Raw genomic sequence first — 25,717 nt, forward strand, 5'->3', positions numbered from 1 at the left:
CTATAACTTTTGTTTTACGACCCATAATTAGGGTATAAATATAGCTTATATTTTAATTTGTCTCAGTACTTATGAAAGCACAAAAGAATATAAAAACACGTCTTAAATTATAATTAGTTTATCTGTTTACTAATAGATTTATACCTTCCACCTGAAATTTTTATATCAGGATTTATCTTTAATATTTCTTCAATAAATGAATCATTTGAATCAGGACTGATGTAAACCTCATCATACTTGGCAAACTTTACAATCAAGCCATGACAAGCTACAGCGGCTTTAGTACCTGAAAGCAGTGTTTCTCCTTTTACAATTTCATGTATCCTATGTACTGCTACCCTACCACTTACAGGGCCACTAGATTAATCTAAATAATGATCGGTAAGTATGTAATAAGTTCCATAATAAACCCATCCGAAGTAAATAATAATAGGAAGGGTTATCACAAAATTAAAAACTATAAAAACCACGTAATCTCCTTTAAATAAGAGGGGTATAAATCCTACAATGCAAAGAAGTATAGTTCCTGAAAAACCTAATTTATAGAGTATATCTTTTCGACTTTTGAATTTCATAAGTTTTGGGGTTTGATATTTAAAGTAACATTGAGTGAAGTAATAAGTACTAGGACTTAATATTTGAATATAAAAAAAGAGACTTAAATTAATAAGCCTCTTCCTCTGTTTTTTTACGATTTCAGTTTTATAGCTAAACGTATTGATCTACATACCCTTGCAAACCAATTCTGGTTCCATCACCTGTTGCTTTAAAAGTCCAGTCTCTTCCTGATTTAATCAACCTTCCAAATTCCATATCAGTAGCGTTACCGAAAGTGGATTTGTTTAGGTTAAATCTTAAAAATTCGTTTTTCTTGTCCACATCCACAATTCTGATATAAGCATTGTCCAACATTCCAAAATGATGATTCAATACTTCTGCATTGTGAATTGATGCTACAAAAATTAGTTCTTTGATTGATGGATTGATTTGTGATAAATAAGCTAAGATCATTTCGTCGTCACCGTCTCCCTCTCCGTCTCTGTTGTCGCCGGTATGTTCCACGCTGTTGTCTGGCGATTTTAGGTTATTGTAAAAAATGAAATATTCATCTGCAGGTAATTTTCCATTTTCCCCAACCATGAAAACAGAAATATCAAGATCTAGTGAGTTGCCAGGAATGATGTCCCATCCGATTCCTAACATTACTTTGTCCAACCTAACGTTGTCCTTCATCAGGTTGACTTTGCTTCCTTTTTTTAAGTCTATACCCATAACTTCTTACTGCTCTAGTAGTTTTCTTTAATATGTAAAATTGTTTCCGAAATATCTTTTGCTGCAATAGGTGTTCCAATTACTTCAAACTCCCAGCAGTTATTCTTGTACACCAAACGTCCCATCAACATCGATACATAATCAGCATATTCATCTGAAGCTGACAAATTGAAATTCGCCAGACATTCATTCTGAGAATAAATATTCACCTCTGAAAATGGAATCTGTGAAAAGTTCTGTTGTGAATAGGAATTAAGGTACAAGTAAATTTGTTTTACTTTTTTATCGATATTTTTTAGATCCACCCAAATAATCTCGTTATCCAGTCCGTCATTACCATTAAGGTCTCCTTCTAAATCGTCTCCGTAATGCTTAATTGTTTCGTCAGGAGAAGTTAGTTTGTTGTAATACACCGTAAAGAGGGCGTCCATGTTTTTATCAAAAGCAGTAAGACTTGCATCTAAATCTACATTTGTTGTTACAGGAATCATATTAAAAAATACTTTCTTCTGTATGGCTCCCCAATTGACTCCTACACGTACAAAATCTAAAGAGTTTCCGTTGTCTTTGATTAGAGAAATAGTATTCCCTTTTTTAAGAGTGATTTTCGATTTTTTCTGGAGTTCGATATTGTTCATATTTATCAGTAATGGTTAAAAAATATCAGTCAATGTTGTCGTTTATTTTAAAGTAATTTTAAATATTGTTTAACGAATATACTTATTATAGGTTGTCATATTGCATCAAGGAAATCATTTTTTTTCAAACAATTTCGCTGTTCAACAATTTTAATAGTAAATCAAATATCAACTTCACTTCTTCTTTTTTGAAGTCATAAGATAATATGAACGCTACCCTTGAATTCCCAACCGCTATTGAGGTCATCAAAAACATAGTACAACAGTACTCTCCCGAAAATTACGCCCGCTCAAGAAACTACATTGATGGAGAAGTTTCTTATTTGTCTCCCTATATTTCAAGAGGAGTCATTTCTACAAAATATGTTGTTGAACAGCTTGTAAAAAATGGACACAGCCTTAGACAAAATGAGAAATTCATTCAGGAGCTGGCTTGGAGAGATTACTGGCAACAGATATGGATGGAAAAAGACATTGATCAGGATTTGAAACATCCGCAACCAAAGGTTGAAAATCATGGTATTTCCTCAGTGATCTACAATGAAAATACAAGTATTGATATCCTTGATTCTCACTTACGGGAATTGAGAATGCACGGCTATCTTCATAATCATATGAGAATGTACATTGCCATGCTTACTTGCAATATTGGTAAGTCGCATTGGAAACTCCCTGCGCAATGGATGTATTATCATTTACTGGATCACGATTGGGCAAGTAATGCTTTGAGCTGGCAATGGGTGGCGGGAGCTAACAGTAATAAAAAGTATTTCGCCAATCAATCCAATATCAATAAATACACTCATACTTTTCAAAAAGAAACTTATCTGGATAAAACGTATGAGGAACTTGAGCAAATGGGCACACCGTTATTACTCACCGATTTTGTGGTTCCTGAATTTAAAACCCATCTTCCAGAAACAGATCTTCCCATTGTTGATACTAGTATTCCAACCTTTACATACAACTCCTACAACCTCGATCCTAACTGGAATGATGATGTGAATGGAAACCGAATATTACTTTTGGAGCCTTCTCATTTCGAAAAATATCCTGTGAGTGATCGTGTACTGCATTTCATCATTGAACTCTCAAAAAACATTGAGGGCATTCAGGTTTTTGCTGGTGAATTTAGTGCTCTTGAGAAACATTTAGGCGATTCTAGCATTTACTATAAGGAACACCCAACAGTTAGACACTATAAAGGAACTCAAGAGGAAAGAGAATGGATTTCTAATGTAAAAGGATATTACCCTTCATTTTTTAAGTTCTGGAAATATGTGAAAAAAGAAATTTTTAACAACCCAAATTATGAAGCTTAACCAAAAGGAAATAGATAAACTGGAGTTTAAATTCAAGATCAATCTCATCAACTCTATTACGGGTATCAAGCCTGGTAATCTGATTGGAACTGTGGACAAAGAAGGGAATGAAAACTTGGCCATTTTCAGTTCTGTTTTTCATCTTGGAAGTAACCCTCCTTTAATTGCTTTTGTCACTCGTCCTTCTCAAAATATACCTCGACACACGCTACAAAATATTCTTGAAACAGAATCTTATACCATAAATCATGTGGTGAGCAACAAAATAGTCAATGCTCATCTTACTTCAGCGAAGTTTGAGAAAGAGGTTTCTGAGTTTGAAGCCTGTAATCTTACTCCAGAATATCATTCCAACGTTGTGGCTCCTTTTGTAAGAGAAAGTAAAATACAAATAGGGATGACACTGGAAGATATCATGGATGTGAAGGCCAATAAAACGAAGATTGTGATAGGCAGAGTGAACTTCATAAACATTAAAGATGATAGTGTTTTTGATGATCAAGGAAATATAAATCTAGCTCAAGCTCAAAGTACAGGTATTTCGGGCCTGCATTCTTACTATGCCTTCCAGCAATTGGCTACGTTGCCCATTGCACAGGCTGATAACATTGCAATTCCAGAAAAGTCATGAGAAAGAAAAACGATCTTCCTACTAAAGTCTGTGTGGTGTGTGAAAGGCCCTTCACTTGGAGAAAGAAATGGAAGAAAGTATGGGACGAAGTGAAATATTGTAGTGAAAGATGCAGGAGAAACAAATCTCACAATCGTGTATCTCACTGTGAATAAACGCGTTGCGCAGCTCCCTTTAAAGGTTGCAATGATATTGATAAAAAAAGATTCATTTGCGTAATAATTATCAATTTCTTGAATGTTTCTAAAAACTCAATTTTTAGCGAACTAATTCGTTTTTTTTTACCTTATATTTGTGGCACTCATTTAATCATAATTATTATATATGGCCTCAACAAGAACTTGTCCAAGATGTAAAGCTAGAATTCCAGACGCCGAATTTGCTAGTCACTTAGTTAGATGTAAAGGTAGAACTGTTAGTGGTAGTGGATCTGTTGTTACGAACGAAGTAGAACAATCTGTCGCTAGGGAGAAGAAAAATAAAGAGATCAAGAAGAAAGCAACAGCTGCTAGAAAAAAAGCAGCTCCTAAAAAAGTAATCGGACCAGAAATCCAATTACTGATGAATAAATTCAAGATGACTGCTGAAGATGCAGAAACATTCTTGCAACAAAACCCTAATTATTTTAATAAGGGAGAGTAAGACAATTCTGACACATCTTTTTGTAAAGAAATTCTCAAAAGAAATAACCTGGTAAACAATTCGTTTATCGGGTTATTTTTTTGTTCTAAATTTCATCCTAGTCTCTCATTACTATCAATACAGCCCATTTTTACCAATAAATACCAACCTAAAAGGAAATATAGTACACAAACCTGATAATAAAGCATTTATTCTTCCCTGCCCTACCTACCTAAATTTGTAAAAGATTATAAGTACTGTGACAGAAGAAAAGGGACTTTTTGAATGAAGAATGAAGAGTTAAGAATGAAGAAAAGGTGATCAGTCGTATGGTCCATGTGAACGTTGTAGTACAACATTTCTACAACGGTTTCCGTGATAAAGACAAGCTTATATGACAGAGCAAGAAACATTTTTCTTCATTCATCATTCTTAATTCTTCATTAAAAAAACACTCGTTTACTTTTGTCACAGTACTTAAGTACTAGGACAAAAGTAAACGAGTGTTGCGTGCACCATAGTTAAAACTATGGGCAGGTGATACAACAATCTAATCAAGACTAAAGTCTTGAAGATTGATAACGTAAGCAACACTTTAGTGTTGGTGGAGTCAGTATCACCTGCCCATGACTTCAGTCATGGTGCACGATAGTATTGTTCCATTTCTTCTGTTTTAGTACTTAAGAGCATGTTTGAAACATCTTTTTAAATGAATTATTACTTAAATCAACACAACCTATGAACCGATTAACAGATAAAGTAAAAGCCTTTTTAGCACAAGATCCCATACCTGCATTTATAAATGGCAATTGGAAGGAAAGTGAGTTTGATTATGCTTCTGAAATAGAAAACCCTGCCAACAAAGATGTATTGACTAAAGTGTGTCAATGTTCAGCCAATGATGTGGAAGATGCTATAAATGCCGCTGATAAAGCTTTTCTTCAATGGAAGTTATATACTCCAATGCAAAGAGCTGAAGTATTGAAAAAGTTTGCGGACTTGTGTGAAAGAGACAGTGAAGAATTGGCACAGCTTGAGGCGCTAGATGTTGGAAAAGCAATTAATAATGCAAGAGGTTTTGATGTGCCTTTTGGCATTGAATGTATACGATATTTCTCCGATCTTATTCTTAAAAAAGATTTTGAACAACAACTAGAAATAGAAGGTATAAACGGTAAACAGGTAAGAATTCCTTATGGTGTTGTGGGTTTTATTTTCCCTTGGAATTTTCCGCTGACATTATGTATGTGGGGTATCGGGCCCGCACTTGCCGCTGGTAATACCGTTGTGATCAAGCCTGCAGAAATCACACCTTTGAGTACGCTTTATCTTGGGAAACTGGCACAAGAGGCGGGTATTCCTGAGGGTGTTTTTAATATCGTCCCAGGAAAAGGATCAGTTGCAGGCGAGGTGATCACTACTCATCCCAAAATCAAATGTGTTTCTTTTACAGGTTCTTCGGCTGTGGGGAAACATATTGGTCAGAACTGCGGCATGCACCTTAAACCCGCTAAACTAGAACTTGGTGGAAAAGGTGGTGCTGTAGTTTTTGAGGATGCGGATATAGATCATGCGGCTGAGGGGCTTGCCGGTGCTATTACATTAAATACTGGACAGGTTTGCTGTACGGCTACACGATGGATCATTCAAGAAAACGTCTTAGAGGAGTTTGTAGAAAAAGTGAAGGAAAATCTTCAAAAAACAGTCATCAAACCCGGCATGATGGAAGAGTGTGAAATGGGACCTGTGGTTTGTAAAAAACAGCAGGACAGTATTATTGATTACATACAAAAAGGCATAAAAGAAGGAGCTGAACTTATTTTGGGGTCTGACAAGGTTACTGAAAATGAAGGCTATTATATTCCTCCTACTTTGTTGATGGGAGACCAAAACAACATCTGCTTTAAGGAAGAGATTTTTGGGCCTGTCGCTTACATTACTTCTTTCAAAACTGAAGAAGACGCTATACAGCAAGTGAATAGTCTCGACTATGGATTGGCCAATAGTGTTTGGACTCAATCTGCAGAGAAAGCACAGAGAGTGGCCATGGAAATGGTGTCAGGCAACAGCTGGGTAAATGCACATAATGTCTTTGCGTATGGATTGCCTTATGGTGGTGTAAACGGAAGTGGCAATGGAGGTGGCGTCAATAGTATTGAGACACTATTTGACTACACAAGAGGATTGACAATCGCTGAACCAATTGCCTGAATTATGAATCAAAAAGATTTAATTGAGTACTTGAATGCTCAAAGAATCATCAGTAGTGAAAATATCAAGATTACCCCGCTGAATGGTGGGGTGTCTTGTGAAATTTTGTTGCTTGATAATGGGAAGCAAAGGCTGGTGGTGAAAAGAGCCTTGAAGAAGCTGAAAGTAAAGGAGGATTGGTTTGCTGATATTGGACGGAATTATACTGAACAGAAATACTTGAAGTACGTTGGCAATTTTCTACCGGAGGCAGTTCCGAAAATCCTATATCAAGATGAAGAGCATCATTTTTTCTGTATGGAAATGATTGAAGGTGATTTTTCTAACTGGAAGAAAGAGCTGATGGATGGAAAAATCAACCCTGAATATGCCTATGAGGCTGGGCGTATTCTGAGCTTAATTCACAGCACCTCTTTTGACAAAAAAGAAGTGGCAGTACAGTTTGATACTCTTCAGAACTTTCATGAATTAAGGATTGATCCCTACTTGTTGAACACCGCCAAGAAACATCCGCAACTTTTACATTATTTCAGTGAAGAAGCTTTGCGATTAAGCAATACTAAGAAGTGTTTGGTGCATGGTGATTTCAGTCCTAAAAATATAATGGTTTCACCCCACCGAATTGTTGTTCTTGACTGCGAAGTAGCTTGGTATGGCGATCCAATTTTTGATGTTGCTTTCTTGATGAATCACTTTTTCCTTAAAGCTTTAGTTCTTCCTGAAAAATCCAATCAACTTTTACAGCTCGCAAAGCAATTTTTAAAAACCTATCAAGAAAACGCTACATTCTTGTCAAAACAAGTCATGGAAAAGCAAACAATACACCTGCTTCTTCTATTAATGCTTGCGAGAGTTGATGGGAAATCACCTGTAGAATACCTGCAGGAAGAACAGCAGGAAATAGTACGAAACTTTGTTTACAAAACCCTGCCCAAAGAGGTGAGCACACTTGATGTGTTTTCTGACTTATGGGTAAATTCAATACAATTAGAAAATGAATATTAAAAATATTGATGCCTATCAGATTTATGATTCGAGAGGGTATCCAACCTTAGAGGTTGAAGTTTTATTAGAAGATGGTACAACGGGTTATGGACTTGTTCCTTCAGGTGCATCTACGGGGCAGTTTGAGGCTTGGGAATTGAGAGATGGAACTGCTTCAAAATTCAGAGGGAAATCAGTTTACAATGCTATTGACAATGTAAAAGTTGAAATTGCAAAAGCTTTATCAGGAGTCAATGTCTTTGAGCAGGAGGAGATTGATAAAAAAATGATAGCATTGGATGGTACTCCTAATAAATCAAGATTGGGGGCAAATGCCATTCTGGGCACTTCTATGGCTGTAGCAAATGCGGCGGCGAATGCTAAAAATCAAAAACTGTATGAATACCTTGGAAATGGTCAGGGGCACCTGATTCCGTTAAACGAAATACAGATTTTGGGTGGAGGTGCTCATGCCGACTGGGCCACAGATATTCAAGATTTCCTAGTGATAGCGATCGGAGCAAAATCTTATGAAGAAACGCTGGAAATGACCCACAATATTTATCATGCGGCAGGTGAAGTCATGAAAGAAAAAGGCAAATGTGTTGGGATTGCAGATGAAGGTGGCTGGTGGCCTGATTATAGCAATAATGAAGAGCCCTTTGAGGTGTTTATGGAAGCTATAAAAAGAGCCGGCTACGAGGCGGGAAAAGATGTGGCTTTATCACTAGACATTGCCGCCAGTGATTTGTTCGATGGTGAAAACTATCACTTGAGACTGGAAAACAAAAAACTGACTCCAGATGAATTTTATGAGATGATGAAAATGTGGTGCGAGAAGTACCCTATCATTTCCATTGAAGATCCGTTTGCAGATACTGAATTCGATTACTGGAAAAAATTCACACAAGAATTTGGGCATCGCGTTCAAATTATTGGCGATGACCTTTTCACCACTAATATCAAAAGAATAAAAGAAGGTATCGCCCAAAAATTAGCGAACTCTGTATTGATCAAATTAAATCAGATTGGAACGGTATCCGAAACTTTAGAGGCAATAGCGTTGACCCAAAAAGCGGGGTGGCTTCCTGTTGTTTCCGCACGTTCTGGAGAAACGGAAGACGCCTTTATTTCTCATTTGGCAGTGGCTACAAACGCAGGACAATTGAAAGTTGGCTCATTTGCGCGCAGTGAGAGAATGGTTAAATGGAATGAAAACCTTAGAATACAGCGTCATTTGGGAGAAAAAGCCACTTTCATTGGAGGAGAAATTTATGAAAATATATTCACGGCAACACCCGTTTAGATTCCAAATAAGGCTACTTCAATTTATAGTTTAATGGTTATAGAAATGGTTCAAGTGCCTCCTTTACCTCACTTGAACCTATATTACATGAATGAAAAAAAGCCTCATTGTGAATTTCTTATTCCACAATGAGGCCTCAATTATAAGTGCCTTAAAGTTATCTCACATCAAACCTTCTGATAGATCAATTTACAGTATTCTCTGGCTTGATACCTTTCACTCTTTTCGTCTTTGTATCTGACTTTGTGATTTCTTTATATTTCCAAAGGACTTTTGCTCCTCTGCCCCAGTTCAAATACCACTCATATGGACCATATGCGACATTTCTATCACCTTGAACATCTAGATAAAAAGTAGCTTCCTTATCTGTTCCTCTTTGGTCTTTTATAAAGGTAAATACATAACCTTCTTTATTTTCAAATTTGACTTTTATGGAATTAGAAGCCACCTCAGTAATGATACCTGTTGCTCCTTTTACTATTTTAATTTTTTCAATTTTCTTTCCATTATCATAGACAATGTTTCCTTCCGTATTACTGATTACCTCTGCATCTTTAGGAATTTCTCTCTGAATGTGAATCTCCTCTGAGATATAAACCACTAATTGGAATAAGTCAACGTTATTCTCTTCTAGGTTCGCTAAACCATCAACAGTCACAGGTGTCTTAGCCATAAAAGCCCCTTTGACTTTATCCATTACCTGAGCAGATGAAAAGTGAGTGATAAATAAACATGCTAGAATTAATGACCAATTTTTCATTTTGATTTACGTTGTTAATATTTAGCTTTCGTTCATCCGATTGAACTACTACAAGTTACGAAACAACCCGTAAAAAGGTTTACAGGTTGCTTTTATTTCATTTATTTTAAGACTTCCTTCAATACGTTTGTCCAAATAGCATAACCTTCTGGCAACATATGAAGCATATCATCCTCAAATAAATCCGGTCTACTTTTGCCATTTTCATCCAGCATAGGAGTGAAAATATCTACATAAGTGATGTTTTTCAGTGTATGCATGGCTTCTTTTACCAAGAAATTTGACTTCTCTATTTCATGCAGGATATCATCTTTGCTTGGACTTGGCTTGATAGACATATAAAAAACAGGTAACTCTTCTCCGTATTTCAATCTCAACTGATTATAAATACTTTCAAAAGAGAAAAGAATGTCTTCTGCTTTTTGTCCACCGCCAAGATCATTGTCTCCCGCATAAATAAACACACTCTTAGGGGATTCAATGTCTTTGAATAACTGATTAAAATAAAGAGCACATGCTTCTAAAGTAGAACCGCCAAACCCCATATTAAGGATCCGTGAATTGCCAAGGTCTTCTCTTACGTTTTTCCATAATCTGAAAGAAGAACTTCCGTAGAAAACGATAGGCTGATCAATGGAAGGCTGTTTATTTAAGTTCTCGGCTAACTCCGGTAGCCCTTCATTCTTGTAAAACTGAATTTCTTCTGTTGTCATTGTTAATTTAATTTTCCACCAACTGAATGGCTTCCTCAACATAGGAACGATATTTCTTAGAATAACTCTCTAAAAACCCTCTTAGTTCCTCTTTGAAGGGTTTTGTTGTATCTATAACTTCTGATAGTCTGAAAGCAGGTTTGATGACAACGCCTAACTTGGCCTTGCTCATTCTTTTGTCAAAGAAAGACAATGCTACTGGAACAATCAAAGGATCGATGCCAGAATGATTGGCAATCATAAAAGCACCCGGTTTAAAATCCACTGGAGATTGATGCGTTTCTCTACTTGTTCCTTCAGGACTCAAAATCAAATTGATGCCTTGCTTCAACTTGTCACTGGCTTCATCGAAAAATAACATTCTGTTTTTCCTTTTCTCTTCTGCCGAAAGTTTTGCTGGGTCAGAGTCTGCAGTTCTAACCCCCATATGGCCCAATTTGTTGTAATAATCCTGATGACCGTATTCTGGTCCTTTTCCAATTCTGACCACTCTCAACCCTGAATCCTTATAATACTTATAAAGCAACATGGATATAAAATGAGAGTCTAAAGTAATCTGGAAATTGTTAGGCAGTGTGTAATAAGGGTGATTGAGGAGGTGATTGTAAATAAAAATATTCCCTGACTCTTTCGGAATATTTTCCACTCCATCAATACTAATATCTAAATAGGCAATTGCTTTTTCAAACAATTCCGAGCATTCGTTTCTAAGTTGAGCCGAAGGTGTGTTTTTAGGTGCTTTGATGACGTGATTGGTCATTTTCTTTAAGCCCTCCAAAAACAAATATTCCTTGCGTAATGGCCCTGTCACTTTTACAAAAAGATTGGCTAAACTCTTCTCCTGACCAACCCCTGTTTTACTCAATTGATCCAATAAATCAAAAGCAATTCCCTGGGTCAATTTCTCCGCTAAAAGTGATGGTATTTTATGAATATCAGAGGTCACACTCAACAGTGCTCCTGCCTGATCAATCATGGTCTGAATAGTGAGTAGTTCCCGGTCATATGTTTGCGTAATCACTTGTGCTCGAATGGCCTTCAAAGCACTTCCCAGCAACCATAAAAGACGGTACATAAACACCATTCCAAGGTTAGGAAATTCACCATACAATACTAAAAGATCAATGCGCTGAATCTCCAATACTTCGACAGGTTCCAAAACCACCAGCTCCATAAAATTGGGGATGGCATCAAAACTTGCCGCACTCCATAGGATCACTTGTCCCCTTTCCTGCAGAATGTCTGAAGTATAAACCTCTCCATTCTCTTTTATATAATTCAAGGCCACCTTTCCGCTTTTCAACACCATAAACTTATGGGAGGCTTCTCCTTTGGAAAGTAGTTTTTCGCCTTGTTTATAATATTTTGTATCACTGATTTCTGCCAATTTCATCAAATGCCAATCTGAAAATGGATTGAAGAAATTACTTTGACGGAAAAACTCTAAATTGGATTCCGAAGGTCCTTTATCTTGAAAAGAGGTATAAGTAGTACTGCCTTCAAATGAGTCTACCGTCATAGGAATTGACCCTTGAATCCAAGAATTTCTCGCATCTCTCAATAAGTGAGTGCTGTATAATAGCGTAGAAGAAAGAAAGTGCATCCCTATCTGAGGATTGCTGTCAAAGAGTGCTCTCAATAATTTGTTATCCCAGGCAACAACTTCCGTTCTTCCTTTTGCAATAGCCGTAGTCGCAAAACGGTAAGGTTCTCTGAAACCCGACCATCCAATTGGTGTTCCTCGCTCGTTGTTTTCACCTACTGTCAATCCACCACGCTGATCACCCACATTCAGATGATATTCTACTTTTCCAGAGTAAAGGATATAGAATTTTTCAGCTGAAGCAAATTGTAAAGTGATTGTTTCTTCGTCTTCAAACGTAACTAACTCTGCATTTTCTGAAAGAATCTTTAATTCCGATTCGTTGAGCCTATCTGCAAATGGTAGTTCAATTAGTGTTGTAGTTAGTGGCATAGATAGTACTAGTTTGGACAGTTTTTAAAAAATTTCTCGTAAAATAATCCATTCTTAACAACTTAACAAAAGGATAAAATACACTTAAGAACTAGATCACAACTAATCGTATGTCTTTTTTAATGAAGAATTTAGAATGATGAATGAAGAAAAGTGGTTCGTGCTATGATTCATAAAGCAGTTTTTATGGTGTTCGTAAGTACGTTTTATTCCAACGTCAATACGAACCACCTTTCTTCATTCTTAATTCTTTATTATTTCCCCTCTTCTACAAAGTAGTTTTCTATGTTCACAAACAACTGTTCCTGACAATCCTTGATATCTTTGGCTTTAACTGTCCATTTTTCTATAACTTCATTTTCAGAGATCAAGTGCAATTTCAAAAGGATATTATTTTTATGAACCTCATATTTTCCTCTTATTATATAAGTATTAGGTCCTTTTGCATTTTTCTGATAGCGTACCGTCAGGTCTTTTTCTTCCGCCTTTAATATAAAATAAGACTTTACCTGCTGACTCAACCGGAGGTGGTCTGCCCACGTCTCAGCGTCTTCTAAATAAATGGCTGAAATCAAGTTTTTCTGAATGGAAAGTGTAATGCTGTCTCTTACGGCTTGTGATAATTCAGCAATATAAAAACTCCCTGCCCCTACCGGCACTCTATATTCTGGCTGTTGTTCACCACTCATTGCAGAAGCCAGTTGAGGCACTGACTCCACGGCATGAGCAAATAGGTCTTGTACATCTACAAAACGTCCTTCGTCCAGCTCTCCTCTTTTCAGATAATCCAATAAAGAATAGGTCAATAAACCATGTTCTAAATAAGAGGATTCATAGCTGACTTTATCAGAAGAGGCTCCAGAAAGCATAAACATTCCTGTCTTGGCACGCATTCTTTCCAAGGCCCTTTTTTTCATTCCTTCCTCATTATAATCTCTAGAAGTAATCAGTTCTGTTGAAAAAGAGCCTGCATGACAAGCATCGACTACAAAGACCTGTTTTGAGATTGGTATTTCTTTTATCCAGTCTAAAAGCTCGGTACCATTAATCGTATAATTGTTTTTGATATCCGGATCAGAAAGGTCACTGTTGCTCATGTCTTTTGTAAGAAAATGGAAATCGTCATCCCCGTCATTATTTTTAGAAACGGCACCGTGGCCTGCAAGAAATACAAACAGAATATCAGAAGAATTCGCTCGCTGACTGATACTTTCAAAAGCAGTTTTAATATTTTCTTTTGTGGGCTGAAGCAGTTCTTCTTCAGCATCGGTAGTCAGTAATTGGATCACCGAGTTTTTCACACCAAATAGTTTTTCACTCCCCACATCAATGGCTTCATACATGGCCTTTGCATCCTCTGCCGCATATTTCAAGTCCAATAAACGGCCTCTATAGTCCGATACGCCCACAATTACACCATATAATGTAGGAGGTGCCTCTAGTTCAATTTCCTTTCCCTTATACTTTAGTTTAATTCCCCTTCCGTTAAGTGTCCCTGCTTTATTAGAAGTCAATACTGTAATATCGTTTTCCTGATTGGGAATAATGTGGATTTTCACCTTTTCCAGCGGTATAGTATAATACTCCTTCCCTTCAAAAATTGCCTTCTGTCCTTCTTTCAGAACATCCGCTATTACTTCTTTATTATTAATGTAAAGGCTTACTCCACCAATTCCCCCGCCTCTGTCAATTACTTCTATATAAAGTTTACCTTCTTTCTCAAAAGTATTGGTTTTAGGGAAAAGAGATAAATCACTCAGTGGAGGTACTTTTCTTAGTGGGTTGCCTTGTAATATTTCATATGCCAAACCCGGTTCCCAGTATTTGTCTTTCAATTGATCAAAATCGATGGTTTCCGTACCATACACATAATAAAGTTCACTCATATTAAGGTCTCTCACATCAAATAAGCCTGAATGATGTTCAATCACCCATTTTCCTTCATCCGTTACAATGATTTCTCCACCCTTCCTTTTCTTTTCAATATTCCATATTTCGAAAGTGGTATTCATCCTTATTGCAAAAAATACATTCTGATCTATATAAGGTATAATATCTACCATAGGAATAGAAGAACCTTCAAACTGTTCTATTTTTTTACTCAGTTCTTTATCCCAAATGGAAATACTTCCATTTCTCTTCCCGAAAATCCATTGACGCTTTTTGGACAGATAATCAATTTCTAAAATATCTTCCTCAGGTATATCATGTTTGATTACAGACCAATCATCACAATTCCAAGCATAAACGCCATTCCTGCCACTGACCACTAATTGTTTTCCATCTTCAGAAAACTCCAGGTCATTCAACCACAAATCAGGCACCGTAGTTTCAAAAATGATTTTCTTCTGTTCTAAACTATACACCTTCAATTTCCGGTCTCTTCCAATAGAAGCAATTTTTTGAGCATCACTGTCATTTTCCACATAAGCCACTTCTCCATTATGCTGATAAAGCAGTTTTTGAGTAGACTTTTTACTATTCCATAATATTACATCGCCGCCTTTTGTACCCACCGCTACCTGCCCGATGATAGGAACATTGGTCAATGTCGTCCCTTTATGTTCCAACCGTAATGTATCGAGAAGTTTCCCTTGATCAGACCAAATTTTCACCAAACTGTCTGCTCCAGTAGTAATCCATCTGTTACCATTCAGAGTGTACTCCAAAGCCGAAGCATGATCATGATGCACTTTCCAAGTTTTAGCAACGACATGTTCATTGGGTTCCCAAGAGTAAAAAATGCCATCTGTTGTCACAAATGCAATTGCTCCAGTAGAGAGATTGATTTCTCCATCCACCAAGTGTCCTTTGACCGGTTTCCATGTCACATTGGTCTGAGAATTTCCCTTTTCCAATTTCCACACCGATATGGTTCCGTCTTTATTGGTAAAAGCAGCATGCTGTGTACTTTCCGTAAAAATCATTTTTTCAAAATCATCCCGAACGCCCAATGCTTCTTTCTTGATTTTTCCATTTTCAGACTCATAAAAATAAATGTTTTGAGCTTTTGTGGCGAAAACAAGTACATTGAAGAAAGAGGAATATTTCAGGTCAACAATTGGCGTGTTATCAGGTGAAGTCATCTGATCCACTAAAGTATCTGCATTGATATCCCATACCTTAATTGTCTTGTCCCAGGAAGCGGTAACAATTAAAGAATCTGATGGAATATAATCTATAGCTGAAACCCAGTCTGAATGCAATCCTTTTTTGGTCACCGTCGGCCGGTCAAAACCTCTCCACACCACTATATCACCTTCCATTTTTCCCACCGTCAACCATTTCATTTTAAAGGAATAGTTTAAGGAAGAAAAATTACCGAAGTCTGATTTTATTTCCATGCCATCAGGAGCCAGCTGTTTATTTTCCCAGTCCAGTCTATAAATCATCCCTCCCTTTGTAATAAACAAAAGGAAACCCGCCACAAACTTTAAGGTAAACACCTCACCTTCTACCTCCTCAAACTCATACACCACTTCTTGTGATTTCAAATGAATAACCTTTACTTTTCCGTCCATTCCGGCTGTAGCGAGGTATTGATTATCTTGTGTAAAGCAGAGTGCAGTGATTCCCACTTCATGAGGGTAAAATGTGTAAAGCAGTCTTTTATCATCAATATTCCAAACTTTCACCGCCGCATCTTCACCAGCAGTGGACAACAATTTTGCATCATTAGTAATGGCTAAATGCTTTACTTTCCCAAGGTGCCCTGTAGACAATGTCAGTTGCAGTTCCTGAGCTGTGGAATAATAGCTTTGAAAAAAGAAGAGCGAAAGCAATAAGTATACTTGATATAGATAGCGTTTCAATGGAAAATGAAGATAGAAGATATTGAAAAAATTACATAGAGCATGTTTCAAAGTTGCTCTTAATAAAGATGTAAAAAAGAATGCACTTTTCTATGGATATAAATTGAATAAATAGGCTTCAATTTAGAAGAACAACTATTTTTATTGAGATAAATGTTACTTTAACAGCCACTAACTCTATTCTCTAAAAAATGAAACCATTATTCTATACCTTCATTCTGCTCTTACTGCTGTTCAATTCATCATGCCACTTCATTGATAAACCTTATGCCCCTCACCATGATTATAATATGTTGCTGGAATATCAAAATAAAGAAGGTGAGAATATGATAGAGGGTTTAGAAGAAGAACATCTTCAGGAGATAGAAATCTATACTTTAATCAACGGGGAGAAAAAACAATTAGAACATCATATAAAAATGAACCATCAGTTTGAAGGTGGGAAAAAATTCTCAGGCCTTTACTCAAATCAGCTGAATGCTGAAAATTTAGAATATTATATTCATTTCAAAGACAAGCTCGATACACTGACCATCCTTATACACCAAAATGAAGAACAGTTGAGATGGATAGAAAGTATTTACTTCAATCACAAAAAAGTAGACCGCTCTAAAACACATCAAGACAGAAGCCTTTTTATCCTCAGGCGGGAGTAAATAACTATTGTTACTTGTCATGAAATTTGCCGTATTCTTCTATATTTGTCTATCATTTAATTTTTCAAGATTATTTTTTATCCTATTATCAATTAGGGTTAATCTTTATATATGTCTAGAAGAAATTCATTACGCAATAAAATATTTACAGAAGAAGAGCAGGCGCGTCAGAAAGAACGGTTTGACAATATCATCAACGCTATTGTTAAACTCATAGAAACTTACGCTAAACTATTCAGCATTCAGCTCAAAACAGGGCTAGCGGGAGCATTATCCGTAATTGCAATTTTTGTGATTATGCTGACTTTTTTAACGCTTGCATTCGCATTTTTTGCACTTGGGTTTGCTTTATTTGTCAACTATATTTTCTCATGGCCACCATTTGCCGGTTTTTCTATAGTAGGCGTTTTTTGTGTTGGGCTTTTTGGTCTGGCACTTTATTACACCACTCACCTTAGAAATCAGTTTTTAATATGGATTGACGAAGCCATTGACAAATTACAAGAAGAAAACGATAAATAACCCCTACTTCCAATGAGCGAGCAAAAAACAAACACCGTAAGAGAGAAATTAAAAGCAGAAAAGGTGCTTCTAAAACAGCAAACCAAAGAAGCTAAGGATGAATTAGTGGGTTTGGCACAAGATACCGTTTCTGAAACACAACATGATATAAAAAAGATTTTCACTTATGGCGCCGCCTTAGTGGTTACTTACAGCCTGTCACAATGGGCCTTGCGTATCCACAAAAGTAGAAGCCAGAAGAAATACCTAAAAAAACTTTCAAAACTTGAAGGTGATGCCAAAAAAGGTAAGAAAATTGTAAGTACTGAAACGCACGAAAGCAAGGTTCCATCCTTTGGAAAAATGCTCCGTGATGAGGCCGCAGTCTTCCTTATGGGAGTGGCTAAAGAAGAAATTTTGAATTATTTAGAAAGTCGCAAAGAAAAAAAGAAGAAATAAAGTTACTCAATATCAATAACTTAACGATGTATATGTATGTTTGCATAACATATACGATCTGTTAATGATAAAGATACTTGCAGTTATTAATTCTTATTCATTTCTTTGCAGTTAAATTGGTCAACTAAAAGTTATTAAGATGTCCGAAATTGCAGAAAAAGTAAAACAAATTATCGTTGATAAGCTTGGTGTAGAAGAATCAGATGTAACACCAGAGGCTTCATTCACAAACGATTTAGGTGCAGACTCACTTGACACTGTTGAGTTAATCATGGAATTCGAAAAAGAGTTCAACACTTCTATTCCTGATGATCAAGCAGAAAGCATCACAACTGTAGGTAACGCAATCGAATACCTTGAAGAGAACGTAAAGTAATTTACACTCCCTTTAAAATAAGCGAATCAGACGCTAGCGAACCTGATAGTGCAAGTACCTCAGTAATCTCTAGGTGCTAAATCTGTCAGGTTTGTTTTTTTTGGGATCTTCCAAAATAAAAAATCTTATGAACGCTAGAAGAGTTGTAATAACTGGAATTGGTGCATTAACACCACTAGGCAACACTGTCGAAGAGTACTGGTCAAATTTAGAAAAAGGAGTTAGCGGTGCTGCTCCCATCACAAAATTTGATGCCTCTAAATTTAAGACTCAATTTGCTTGCGAAGTAAAAGACTTCGTAGCAACAGATTATATTGATCGCAAAGAGGTCCGAAAGATGGATCTCGTAAGCCAATACGGTGTTGCGGTAGCTAAACAAGCCATTGAAGATTCTGAAATGGACTTAGACGCTGTTAATAAAGAGCGTTTTGGTGTCATTTGGGGTTCAGGAATTGGTGGACTAAAATCTTTCCAAGACGAAGTTTCTAGCTTTGCAACTGGTGATGGTACTCCACGTTTTAACCCATTCTTCATTCCGAAGATGATTCCTGACCTTATTCCTGGTCATATCTCTATGACTTGGGGACTAAAAGGACCTAACTTCACGACTGTATCAGCATGTGCCTCTGCTACTAACGCAATGGTAGATGCTTTCAATTATATTCGTTTTGGAATGGCTGACCTTTTCGTAACTGGTGGCTCTGAAGCTGCAGTTTGCGAAGCGGGTATCGGTGGTTTCAATGCCTTGCGTGCGTTGTCTACTCGTAATGACGATGCTGCAACTGCCTCAAGACCTTTTGATGGAAGCAGAGATGGTTTTGTACTTGGTGAAGGTGCCGGTGCATTTATCTTTGAAGAATTAGAGCATGCAAAAGCTAGAGGCGCAAAAATCTATGGTGAAGTAATTGGTGGCGGTATGACTGCTGATGCTTATCATATGACTGCTCCACATCCTGAAGGAGAAGGTTCAAGCAGAGTAATGGCGGAAGCGATGAAAGATGCTGGAATCGAGCCGAAAGATGTTGATTATATCAACGTTCACGGTACTTCAACTCCTCTTGGTGATATTGGAGAAGTAAATGCGATCAAAAAAGTGTTTGGAGAAGATGCTTATGACTTAAACATCTCTTCTACTAAATCTATGACAGGTCACCTTCTTGGTGCTGCAGGTGCAGTAGAAGCTTTAGCATGTTTATTGGCATTGAACAAAGGTGTTATTCCTCCAACAATCAATAATACTACTCCAGATGAGAAACTGGATCCTAAATTAAACTGTACTTTCAATGAGGCGCAAAAGCGTGATGTGAATATCGCCTTATCGAATACATTTGGATTTGGAGGTCACAACTTCTCAATGGTATTCAAAAAGTACGCTGAATAAATAGTACTTTTTCTTCTTAAAAACCCGTTAGCAAGCTCAATTTCTAACGGGTTTTTTATTTTTCTAAGAAAAAGGATGTTATTTTTGGAATTCCCTACAAAAAAAAGAATTGAAATAAAACACCTTTGTTTTAGATATTTTTTACATTTTTGGGGATTGTTTTTTACTCCTCGAATTTATCGAGACTATAATACTGATCAATGATTTTAGGAAAGTTCTTAAAACGATGGGTCACGCCTTATAATGAGCAGGAGAAAAAATTAGCCAAGGTTGTAACAAGAATTATCGGAAGAAGACCTTTTAACATCAAACTTTATCACCTAGCAATGCAGCATACGTCTGTTGCTTTTGAAAGTGGTGCTATGAAAGGTTTTAAAGAATCAAACGAGCGTCTTGAATACTTGGGAGATGCTGTGTTAGGTTCTGTGGTAGCAGAATACCTTTTCAAACGCTATCCTTACAAAGACGAAGGTTTCCTGACGGAAATCCGCTCTCGAATTGTAAACCGTGAATCTCTCAACCGTTTGGCTGTTAAGATTGGTTTAAGCCAAATGGTGGCTTTTGAAGGCCGTAAAAACTCAGCATTGAGCCATAAATCTATTTATGGTGATGCTATGGAAGCTTTCATCGGCGCCGTTTATTTGGACAGAGGATTTCACTTTACACGCAAATTCATCATCCATAAGTTGTTGATGATGCACTATGACATTGAGGAAATTATCTCTACAACAACCAATTTTAAAAGTCTCATTATTGAGTGGGCTCAAAAGAATAGTAAAACAGTTGATTTTACTATTTCAAAACAAGGAGGAAAAGACGGAAAACAATTCAAAGTCAATTTAATTATTGACGGAGAAGTGCAAGCAGTAGGTTCTGGCTATAGTAAGAAAAAAGCCGAACAAGATGCTGCCCGTAAGACTTGTGAAGCGCTGACACTCGCTTAAAAGCTGTCAACCACATAAAAAAAGGCCCTTTTAGAACTAAAATTCTAAGAGGGCTTTTATCTTTTTTGTATATTTATTTAAAATTCTAATAGTGTAAGTGCTAAATTCATGTGAATTACTGTTTTTGGAAATCATTTTGATAAGTACTAGGACAGAAGAAAAGGAATGTTTTGAATGAAGAATTATGGTTCTTATTGTGGCTTAATAACCACCATAAAAACCATTTTACGAACCATCATTCTACATTCTTAATTCTTCATTAAAAAAGTTCCATAACTTTTTTCTCAGTACTTACAGACAGTTGTGGTACTTATAAAAAGTTACTGTTGACATGATCGTGTAGATCAATCACCTAATTTTTATTCAGATTACTCTTGAAGAAATGAAACATACTCAATATACATTACTGACCTTGTTACTTTTTTCTTTCGCATTTCAATCCTGCGAATTTGGCAAGCAATATACTTACGGCACAAGACAAGACCGCTTGGACAAAGTAAAACAAAAGCAGTTGAGTCAATTGGGTGTTTCTCAAAGTTCTTCTACTGCAAGTGCTGCAACACAAAATACAAATGCTCAAAATGCTACTGCTGTGGCCGCCGAAATTACTACCAAAACTTTGAAGGCGGAAGGTAAAGCGAAAATTGCTATCAAAACTGCATGGTCTTTTGAAGGAGTAAAATATGCTACGGGCGGTACTACAAAAAAAGGAATGGACTGTTCCGGACTGATGCTCGTATCATGGCAAGCGGCCAATGTGCAACTTCCCAGAGTTTCATCTGAACAGGCAAAACGAGGAAAAGCGGTTTCCTTTAATAATCTTCAGCCCGGTGACTTAGTCTTTTTTCACCCACACGGAGGTACAAGAATCAATCATGTGGGAATGGTAACAGAAGTTGAAGGTGGTAAAATGTATTTTATTCATGCCTCTACTTCTCGCGGGGTAATGGAAAGTGAATTAACTAGTGCCTATTGGAAGGGAATCTTTAGTAAAGCTAGAAGATTACATTAATTCTGAAAAATATTTAAACTGGAGTACTCAAACCCCAAATTTGACGTAGTCTTATATTTTTTTAAAGCAAATTTTTAAACATAACAACAAGCGAAAAATGAATCAACGCATTAAAATTATTATTTCGATCTGCTTATCCTTATTTATGATGTCTTGTGGCGGTGGTACTTCTTCTGAAGAAGGCCGCAGCTCAAATGATGACGGAAAATCTCAAACTGAAAAAGCGGAACTGGCCGTTGTTACTGCAAGGGATTTTATTGGCACACCTTACAAATCAGGTGGCAACTCCAAAGATGGTATTGATGCAAGTGGTTTAACGATGATGTCTTGGGAAGCTTCAGGAGTAAAATTGGCTAGAATAAGCAGAGAACAAGCAAGACAAGGTGTTCATGTAAACAAAGAGGAAGCACAATCAGGTGATCTTATTTTCTTCAGTCAACGTAAAGGAAGTGATCAGGTATCGAATTGCGGTATTGTATCAAAAGTGACGAAGCAAGGATTCAATTTCATCTATACTTCACCAAAAGATGGTGTAAAGGAAGTTGCCTATTCTCCGTACTGGAAAGACCGTTTGGTTGACATCAGACGTTTGGGAGAGTAAAAGCTTTTTTTTAAATTCAGCTTAATTTTTTAGTTTTAATACTATTTTGATCAAAATTTGATGATTCTTTATCACGAATGATTAAAAATAAGACAAATTAACCATCTACGGTTCATTTTGTTTAATTTTAGAACTATAATTGTGGAGAAAGCATAACGAGATATGGCAGATACTACACATAATTATGACGAGAACAGTATTAAATCACTGGACCCTCGTGAACATATACGCTTAAGACCGGGTATGTATATCGGTAAGTTGGGTGACGGTTCGGCACCTGATGATGGTATATACGTCCTTGTTAAAGAAGTGGTGGACAACAGTATTGACGAACACATGATGGGATTCGGTAAGCAGATTGATGTTACCGTTGACGAAGGTGCCGTTTTGGTAAAAGATTACGGTAGAGGCATTCCATTGGGTAAAGTGATCGACTGTGTGTCCAAAATCAATACAGGTGCTAAATACGATTCCAACGCCTTCCAGAAGTCTGTAGGTTTGAATGGTGTGGGTACCAAAGCGGTCAACGCTCTTTCTAATTTCTTTAGAGTGCAATCGGTAAGAAATGGAGAGAAAAAAGTAGCTGAATTTGAAGCGGGTAAATTAACCACTGATTTTCCTGTTGCGAAATCAAATGAGAAAAATGGTACTACGGTTTACTTCAAGCCTGACCCTACTATTTTCAAAAACTACCGTTTCCTTCCGGATTACTTAGATGATCTATTCTGGAACTACGCTTACCTTAATTCGGGTTTATCATTAAAACTAAATGATAAAACATATCTTTCTAAAAATGGTCTTCGTGATCTTCTGGAAAGAAAAACGAATGCAGACCAAATTCGCTACCCTATTATTCACTTCAAAGGAGAAGATATAGAGTTTGCTTTCACGCACTCTAATCAATATGGTGAAAACTACCACTCTTTTGTCAACGGTCAGAATACAACACAGGGCGGTACGCACTTATCAGCATTCCGTGAGGCTATCGTAAAAACAGTTCGAGATTTCTTCGGAAAGAACTTTGACGCTGCAGATATCAGAGCCTCTATTGTAGGTGCTGTTTCTGTAAGAGTACAAGAGCCTGTTTTCGAATCTCAAACGAAAACAAAATTAGGTTCCACTCACATTGCTCCTGACGGCCCTACGCTGAGAACTTTTGTCAATGAATACGTGCATAAAGTATTGGATAACTTCTTACATAAAAATGCTGAAGTTGCACAAGCTTTATTAAAACGTATCCAACAGTCGGAACGTGAGCGTAAGGAAATTGCAGGTGTTAAGAAAATTGCCAACGAAAGAGCAAAAAAGGCCAATCTTCACAATAAAAAATTAAGAGATTGCCGTAAGCACTTCAACGATAAAAAAGGAGAGGAAGAAGATAAAAGAAATACAACACTGTTTATCACCGAGGGTGACTCAGCAAGTGGTAGTATTACAAAATCTCGTGATGTACAATCTCAAGCGGTCTTCAGTTTGAGAGGTAAGCCATTGAACTCTTTTGGTTTGACCAAAAAAGTGGTATACGAAAATGAGGAATTCAACCTCCTGCAACACGCCTTGAATATTGAGGACGGAATTGATGGATTGAGATACAACAGAGTGGTGATTGCTACCGATGCCGATGTGGATGGTATGCACATCCGTTTGTTGATCTTGACTTTCTTCTTACAATTCTTCCCTGACTTGGTAGAAAAAGGACACGTTTATATCCTTGAGACACCACTTTTCAGAGTAAGAAACAAGAAGAAAACCATTTACTGTTATTCTGATGAAGAACGTGTTAAAGCCATCAATGAATTAGGAAACAAACCTGAGATTACTCGTTTTAAGGGTCTAGGTGAGATTTCTCCTGATGAGTTCAGCGGTTTTATTGGTGAAGACATCCGTTTAGAGCCTGTAATTATGAGTGAGGACAGCAATACTAAACAATTGCTTCAGTACTATATGGGTAAAAACACAATGGACCGTCAACGTTTTATCATTGATAACTTGCGTGTAGAAAGAGACGAGGTAGAGGAAGCGAGCTAAGCTGTAATCTACTTATAATTAAAAAGAGGTAGGTATCTTCAAAGATACCTACCTCTTTTTTTAGGACTAAATTAAGAAAGTTTGGTGAAGCACTCATTCCTTCTTCTAATAACGTGTAACTATTTAAACTTTTAATTTTGACATTAAGAACGTCATGTTCCAATGCTAAACTACTAATACTATATTATTTGACACTATGCCATTAATTATTCAAAAACAGACCTAAACTAAGTAAACAACTCAATTACAGATACTTATAAATTTAAATGATTTTAAAAGTCATTTTATTCTGTATCAATTCCAATCACTTTGTTCGATTATGGACGTTTTCTTTACTCATAACATTGTTAGTCTATTATTACAACAAATAGAAAATACAGTATATCATCCCTAAATTAAACCCAGAGTGACAAAGCACTGCTCCCCATATCGAATCTGTTTTCTTTTTCATTTGAAAAAATAAGAGACTCACTAAAAACATGCTGATTACCCACAAAAGCGTAGGGTACGGTAAGAATATCCATTCTGAATTATAATAGACATATCCAAAATGTGAAATATGGGTCAAAGCAAAAGCTGAACTATCAATATATGAGGCTCTTTTGTCATCTAATGATTGAGCAAAGGCATAATGCACTATTCCTCTAAAGAAAAACTCCTCTCCAATCGGGCTAAAAATCATCCCTGTTATCGCCATTACAGTAAATAAAATCAGCTTATCATCACCCGAAATTCCTACTGGAATATTGTAAGACTTTCCTATGTACACATACCAATTTTCAATACTTCCTCCATACAACATTACCCCTACACCATACAATAGTAAACTTGCTCCAATTCCTAAAATCAAAGCTAGCAATAGCATCCCAAACTTGTTGGTCTTTACGATACCTATCGCTTTTAAGCCTTGCTTGGTTAGAATCATAAAAGGAAGAATAGCGGAGAAAAACATAATTCCTCCAATGGCACTGTAGTTGGCCGTTTCATTGGCATTGAGCACCAAAATAAAGCGAGGAATACAGATGAATAGTACTAGAGTCAACCCTGTTGCCCAGTTTAATTTGACATTGGGGTTTCTTGTTAGTTGAAGCGTTGAGTTCATAGTTGTCATTTATTGTTGCTTAAGTACAAATTCAAAATTATCTAATACTAATTCTATTTATTGTTTTGCGATTACTTCCTTCAAAAAACTTTTAATAGAACCACTATTAATACGTTTTTTAGCGTTGTACTCACAGAAGCTGTACAGCCTTTTTTAAATATCTTGTATAATTAAAGAAAAGGTTGTAGATATTTGTGTCGCCAAACATAAATATTAACCTACAACCTTCATTATGTACTGCGTACTTGACAAAGATATCATTGAATCTGAAATAATACCGCATTTGCCAACTGCAAAAAGAGGATTTAAGACTAAATCATCTCTAACAGAAGTGGTTAATGCAATTTTATATAAACTTAAAACAGGAGTACAATGGCGTTTATTACCTGTTTCTAGTTTATTTAGTGATGTA

Annotated in this window: 24 protein-coding genes and 1 pseudogene; 17 read left to right on the forward strand and 8 right to left on the reverse strand. The window is 36.6% G+C overall.

Annotated elements, in window-relative coordinates; genetic code table 11:
- Window positions 1–113: 113 nt before the first annotated feature.
- The 3 genes and pseudogenes from HHU12_RS35975 to HHU12_RS27995 all read right to left on the reverse strand — a co-directional run.
- A pseudogene (locus tag HHU12_RS35975) lies at window positions 114–347 on the reverse strand (PH domain-containing protein); the annotation flags it as partial.
- Between the two features lie 361 nt (window positions 348–708).
- On the reverse strand, window positions 709–1,272 hold the full coding sequence (locus HHU12_RS27990) for a TerD family protein (protein WP_169660043.1): 564 nt from the start codon (window positions 1,270–1,272) through the stop codon (window positions 709–711).
- Window positions 1,273–1,286: 14 nt separating this feature from the next.
- Entirely contained in the window at window positions 1,287–1,910 is a 624-nt protein-coding gene (locus tag HHU12_RS27995; protein WP_169660044.1) for a TerD family protein, read from the reverse strand.
- A gap of 206 nt (window positions 1,911–2,116) precedes the next feature.
- Here HHU12_RS27995 and HHU12_RS28000 point away from each other — a divergent pair, with 206 nt between their 5' ends.
- From HHU12_RS28000 to eno, 7 genes are all read left to right on the forward strand, one after another.
- A complete protein-coding gene (locus HHU12_RS28000) occupies window positions 2,117–3,232 on the forward strand; it encodes an FAD-binding domain-containing protein (RefSeq protein ID WP_169660045.1) in 1,116 nt (371 codons plus the stop codon).
- Entirely contained in the window at window positions 3,222–3,863 is a 642-nt protein-coding gene (locus HHU12_RS28005; protein WP_205960008.1) for a flavin reductase family protein, read from the forward strand. The genes HHU12_RS28000 and HHU12_RS28005 overlap by 11 nt, the downstream gene beginning before the upstream one ends.
- On the forward strand, window positions 3,860–4,018 hold the full coding sequence (locus HHU12_RS28010; protein WP_169660046.1) for a DUF2256 domain-containing protein: 159 nt from the start codon (window positions 3,860–3,862) through the stop codon (window positions 4,016–4,018). Before HHU12_RS28005 ends, HHU12_RS28010 begins: the two co-directional genes overlap by 4 nt.
- Window positions 4,019–4,187: 169 nt before the next feature.
- Entirely contained in the window at window positions 4,188–4,505 is a 318-nt protein-coding gene (locus HHU12_RS28015; protein WP_169660047.1) for a hypothetical protein, read from the forward strand.
- 717 nt (window positions 4,506–5,222) lie between these two features.
- The gene (locus HHU12_RS28020; RefSeq protein ID WP_169660048.1) at window positions 5,223–6,695 is read left to right on the forward strand and encodes an aldehyde dehydrogenase family protein; all 1,473 of its coding nucleotides are present in this window, start codon (window positions 5,223–5,225) and stop codon (window positions 6,693–6,695) included.
- A gap of 3 nt (window positions 6,696–6,698) precedes the next feature.
- Complete coding sequence (locus HHU12_RS28025; protein WP_169660049.1) at window positions 6,699–7,700, forward strand: phosphotransferase; 1,002 nt, start codon at window positions 6,699–6,701, stop codon at window positions 7,698–7,700.
- Window positions 7,690–8,985 carry a phosphopyruvate hydratase gene (eno, locus tag HHU12_RS28030; RefSeq protein WP_169660050.1) on the forward strand — a complete coding sequence of 432 codons (1,296 nt, stop codon included), beginning with the start codon at window positions 7,690–7,692 and terminating at the stop codon, window positions 8,983–8,985. The genes HHU12_RS28025 and eno overlap by 11 nt, the downstream gene beginning before the upstream one ends.
- 184 nt (window positions 8,986–9,169) lie before the next feature.
- On the opposite strand, the gene HHU12_RS28035 is transcribed toward eno, so the two are convergent.
- From HHU12_RS28035 to HHU12_RS28050, 4 genes are all read right to left on the reverse strand, one after another.
- Window positions 9,170–9,745, reverse strand: a complete 576-nt coding sequence (locus HHU12_RS28035) for a hypothetical protein (RefSeq protein WP_169660051.1) — start codon at window positions 9,743–9,745, stop codon at window positions 9,170–9,172.
- A gap of 101 nt (window positions 9,746–9,846) precedes the next feature.
- On the reverse strand, window positions 9,847–10,458 hold the full coding sequence (locus tag HHU12_RS28040; protein WP_169660052.1) for a GDSL-type esterase/lipase family protein: 612 nt from the start codon (window positions 10,456–10,458) through the stop codon (window positions 9,847–9,849).
- Window positions 10,459–10,465: 7 nt separating this feature from the next.
- The gene (locus HHU12_RS28045; protein WP_169660053.1) at window positions 10,466–12,433 is read right to left on the reverse strand and encodes a cyclic nucleotide-binding domain-containing protein; all 1,968 of its coding nucleotides are present in this window, start codon (window positions 12,431–12,433) and stop codon (window positions 10,466–10,468) included.
- A gap of 254 nt (window positions 12,434–12,687) precedes the next feature.
- Window positions 12,688–16,245, reverse strand: coding sequence for a caspase family protein (locus HHU12_RS28050; RefSeq protein WP_169660054.1), 3,558 nt, complete (start codon window positions 16,243–16,245; stop codon window positions 12,688–12,690).
- Between the two features lie 191 nt (window positions 16,246–16,436).
- Here HHU12_RS28050 and HHU12_RS28055 point away from each other — a divergent pair, with 191 nt between their 5' ends.
- The 9 genes from HHU12_RS28055 to HHU12_RS28095 all read left to right on the forward strand — a co-directional run bounded on the left by HHU12_RS28055 (window position 16,437) and on the right by HHU12_RS28095 (window position 24,203).
- On the forward strand, window positions 16,437–16,901 hold the full coding sequence (locus HHU12_RS28055) for a hypothetical protein (protein ID WP_169660055.1): 465 nt from the start codon (window positions 16,437–16,439) through the stop codon (window positions 16,899–16,901).
- A gap of 111 nt (window positions 16,902–17,012) precedes the next feature.
- Entirely contained in the window at window positions 17,013–17,423 is a 411-nt protein-coding gene (locus tag HHU12_RS28060; protein ID WP_169660056.1) for a phage holin family protein, read from the forward strand.
- A 12-nt stretch (window positions 17,424–17,435) separates the two neighbouring features.
- Window positions 17,436–17,861, forward strand: coding sequence for a hypothetical protein (locus HHU12_RS28065; RefSeq protein ID WP_169660057.1), 426 nt, complete (start codon window positions 17,436–17,438; stop codon window positions 17,859–17,861).
- Window positions 17,862–18,000: 139 nt separating this feature from the next.
- Window positions 18,001–18,237: an acyl carrier protein gene (locus tag HHU12_RS28070; protein ID WP_044209543.1), complete on the forward strand. Its 237-nt coding sequence runs from the start codon at window positions 18,001–18,003 to the stop codon at window positions 18,235–18,237.
- A 127-nt stretch (window positions 18,238–18,364) separates the two neighbouring features.
- A complete protein-coding gene (gene fabF / locus HHU12_RS28075; RefSeq protein WP_169660058.1) occupies window positions 18,365–19,618 on the forward strand; it encodes a beta-ketoacyl-ACP synthase II in 1,254 nt (417 codons plus the stop codon).
- A 200-nt stretch (window positions 19,619–19,818) separates the two neighbouring features.
- A complete protein-coding gene (gene rnc / locus HHU12_RS28080) occupies window positions 19,819–20,562 on the forward strand; it encodes a ribonuclease III (protein ID WP_169660059.1) in 744 nt (247 codons plus the stop codon).
- Between the two features lie 382 nt (window positions 20,563–20,944).
- Window positions 20,945–21,574 carry a C40 family peptidase gene (locus tag HHU12_RS28085; protein ID WP_169660060.1) on the forward strand — a complete coding sequence of 210 codons (630 nt, stop codon included), beginning with the start codon at window positions 20,945–20,947 and terminating at the stop codon, window positions 21,572–21,574.
- Window positions 21,575–21,671: 97 nt separating this feature from the next.
- Complete coding sequence (locus tag HHU12_RS28090) at window positions 21,672–22,175, forward strand: C40 family peptidase (RefSeq protein WP_169660061.1); 504 nt, start codon at window positions 21,672–21,674, stop codon at window positions 22,173–22,175.
- A 162-nt stretch (window positions 22,176–22,337) separates the two neighbouring features.
- Complete coding sequence (locus HHU12_RS28095) at window positions 22,338–24,203, forward strand: DNA topoisomerase IV subunit B (RefSeq protein ID WP_169660062.1); 1,866 nt, start codon at window positions 22,338–22,340, stop codon at window positions 24,201–24,203.
- Window positions 24,204–24,561: 358 nt separating this feature from the next.
- On the opposite strand, the gene HHU12_RS28100 is transcribed toward HHU12_RS28095, so the two are convergent.
- Window positions 24,562–25,314: a CPBP family intramembrane glutamic endopeptidase gene (locus tag HHU12_RS28100; protein ID WP_169660063.1), complete on the reverse strand. Its 753-nt coding sequence runs from the start codon at window positions 25,312–25,314 to the stop codon at window positions 24,562–24,564.
- Between the two features lie 223 nt (window positions 25,315–25,537).
- On the opposite strand from HHU12_RS28100, the gene HHU12_RS28105 reads away from it, so the two are divergent.
- Window positions 25,538–25,717, forward strand: a 180-nt coding sequence (locus HHU12_RS28105) for a transposase (RefSeq protein ID WP_169658724.1), incomplete at its 3' end; no start/stop codon positions are given.

The sequence above is a fragment of the Flammeovirga aprica JL-4 genome, from assembly GCF_012844305.1.
Classification (GTDB): domain Bacteria; phylum Bacteroidota; class Bacteroidia; order Cytophagales; family Flammeovirgaceae; genus Flammeovirga; species Flammeovirga aprica.

Coding starts and splice junctions, on each gene's coding strand:
- HHU12_RS28085 (WP_169660060.1), top strand. CDS start 20,945: ATGAAACATACTCAATATACATTACTGACCTTGTTACTTTTTTCTTTC.
- HHU12_RS28055 (WP_169660055.1), top strand. CDS start 16,437: ATGAAACCATTATTCTATACCTTCATTCTGCTCTTACTGCTGTTCAAT.
- HHU12_RS28045 (WP_169660053.1), bottom strand. CDS start 12,433: ATGCCACTAACTACAACACTAATTGAACTACCATTTGCAGATAGGCTC.
- eno (WP_169660050.1), top strand. CDS start 7,690: ATGAATATTAAAAATATTGATGCCTATCAGATTTATGATTCGAGAGGG.
- HHU12_RS28040 (WP_169660052.1), bottom strand. CDS start 10,458: ATGACAACAGAAGAAATTCAGTTTTACAAGAATGAAGGGCTACCGGAG.
- HHU12_RS28005 (WP_205960008.1), top strand. CDS start 3,222: ATGAAGCTTAACCAAAAGGAAATAGATAAACTGGAGTTTAAATTCAAG.
- HHU12_RS28090 (WP_169660061.1), top strand. CDS start 21,672: ATGAATCAACGCATTAAAATTATTATTTCGATCTGCTTATCCTTATTT.
- rnc (WP_169660059.1), top strand. CDS start 19,819: ATGATTTTAGGAAAGTTCTTAAAACGATGGGTCACGCCTTATAATGAG.
- fabF (WP_169660058.1), top strand. CDS start 18,365: ATGAACGCTAGAAGAGTTGTAATAACTGGAATTGGTGCATTAACACCA.
- HHU12_RS28060 (WP_169660056.1), top strand. CDS start 17,013: ATGTCTAGAAGAAATTCATTACGCAATAAAATATTTACAGAAGAAGAG.
- HHU12_RS28035 (WP_169660051.1), bottom strand. CDS start 9,745: ATGAAAAATTGGTCATTAATTCTAGCATGTTTATTTATCACTCACTTT.
- HHU12_RS28015 (WP_169660047.1), top strand. CDS start 4,188: ATGGCCTCAACAAGAACTTGTCCAAGATGTAAAGCTAGAATTCCAGAC.
- HHU12_RS28100 (WP_169660063.1), bottom strand. CDS start 25,314: ATGACAACTATGAACTCAACGCTTCAACTAACAAGAAACCCCAATGTC.
- HHU12_RS28000 (WP_169660045.1), top strand. CDS start 2,117: ATGAACGCTACCCTTGAATTCCCAACCGCTATTGAGGTCATCAAAAAC.
- HHU12_RS28065 (WP_169660057.1), top strand. CDS start 17,436: ATGAGCGAGCAAAAAACAAACACCGTAAGAGAGAAATTAAAAGCAGAA.
- HHU12_RS28095 (WP_169660062.1), top strand. CDS start 22,338: ATGGCAGATACTACACATAATTATGACGAGAACAGTATTAAATCACTG.
- HHU12_RS27990 (WP_169660043.1), bottom strand. CDS start 1,272: ATGGGTATAGACTTAAAAAAAGGAAGCAAAGTCAACCTGATGAAGGAC.
- HHU12_RS27995 (WP_169660044.1), bottom strand. CDS start 1,910: ATGAACAATATCGAACTCCAGAAAAAATCGAAAATCACTCTTAAAAAA.
- HHU12_RS28070 (WP_044209543.1), top strand. CDS start 18,001: ATGTCCGAAATTGCAGAAAAAGTAAAACAAATTATCGTTGATAAGCTT.
- HHU12_RS28010 (WP_169660046.1), top strand. CDS start 3,860: ATGAGAAAGAAAAACGATCTTCCTACTAAAGTCTGTGTGGTGTGTGAA.
- HHU12_RS28020 (WP_169660048.1), top strand. CDS start 5,223: ATGAACCGATTAACAGATAAAGTAAAAGCCTTTTTAGCACAAGATCCC.
- HHU12_RS28025 (WP_169660049.1), top strand. CDS start 6,699: ATGAATCAAAAAGATTTAATTGAGTACTTGAATGCTCAAAGAATCATC.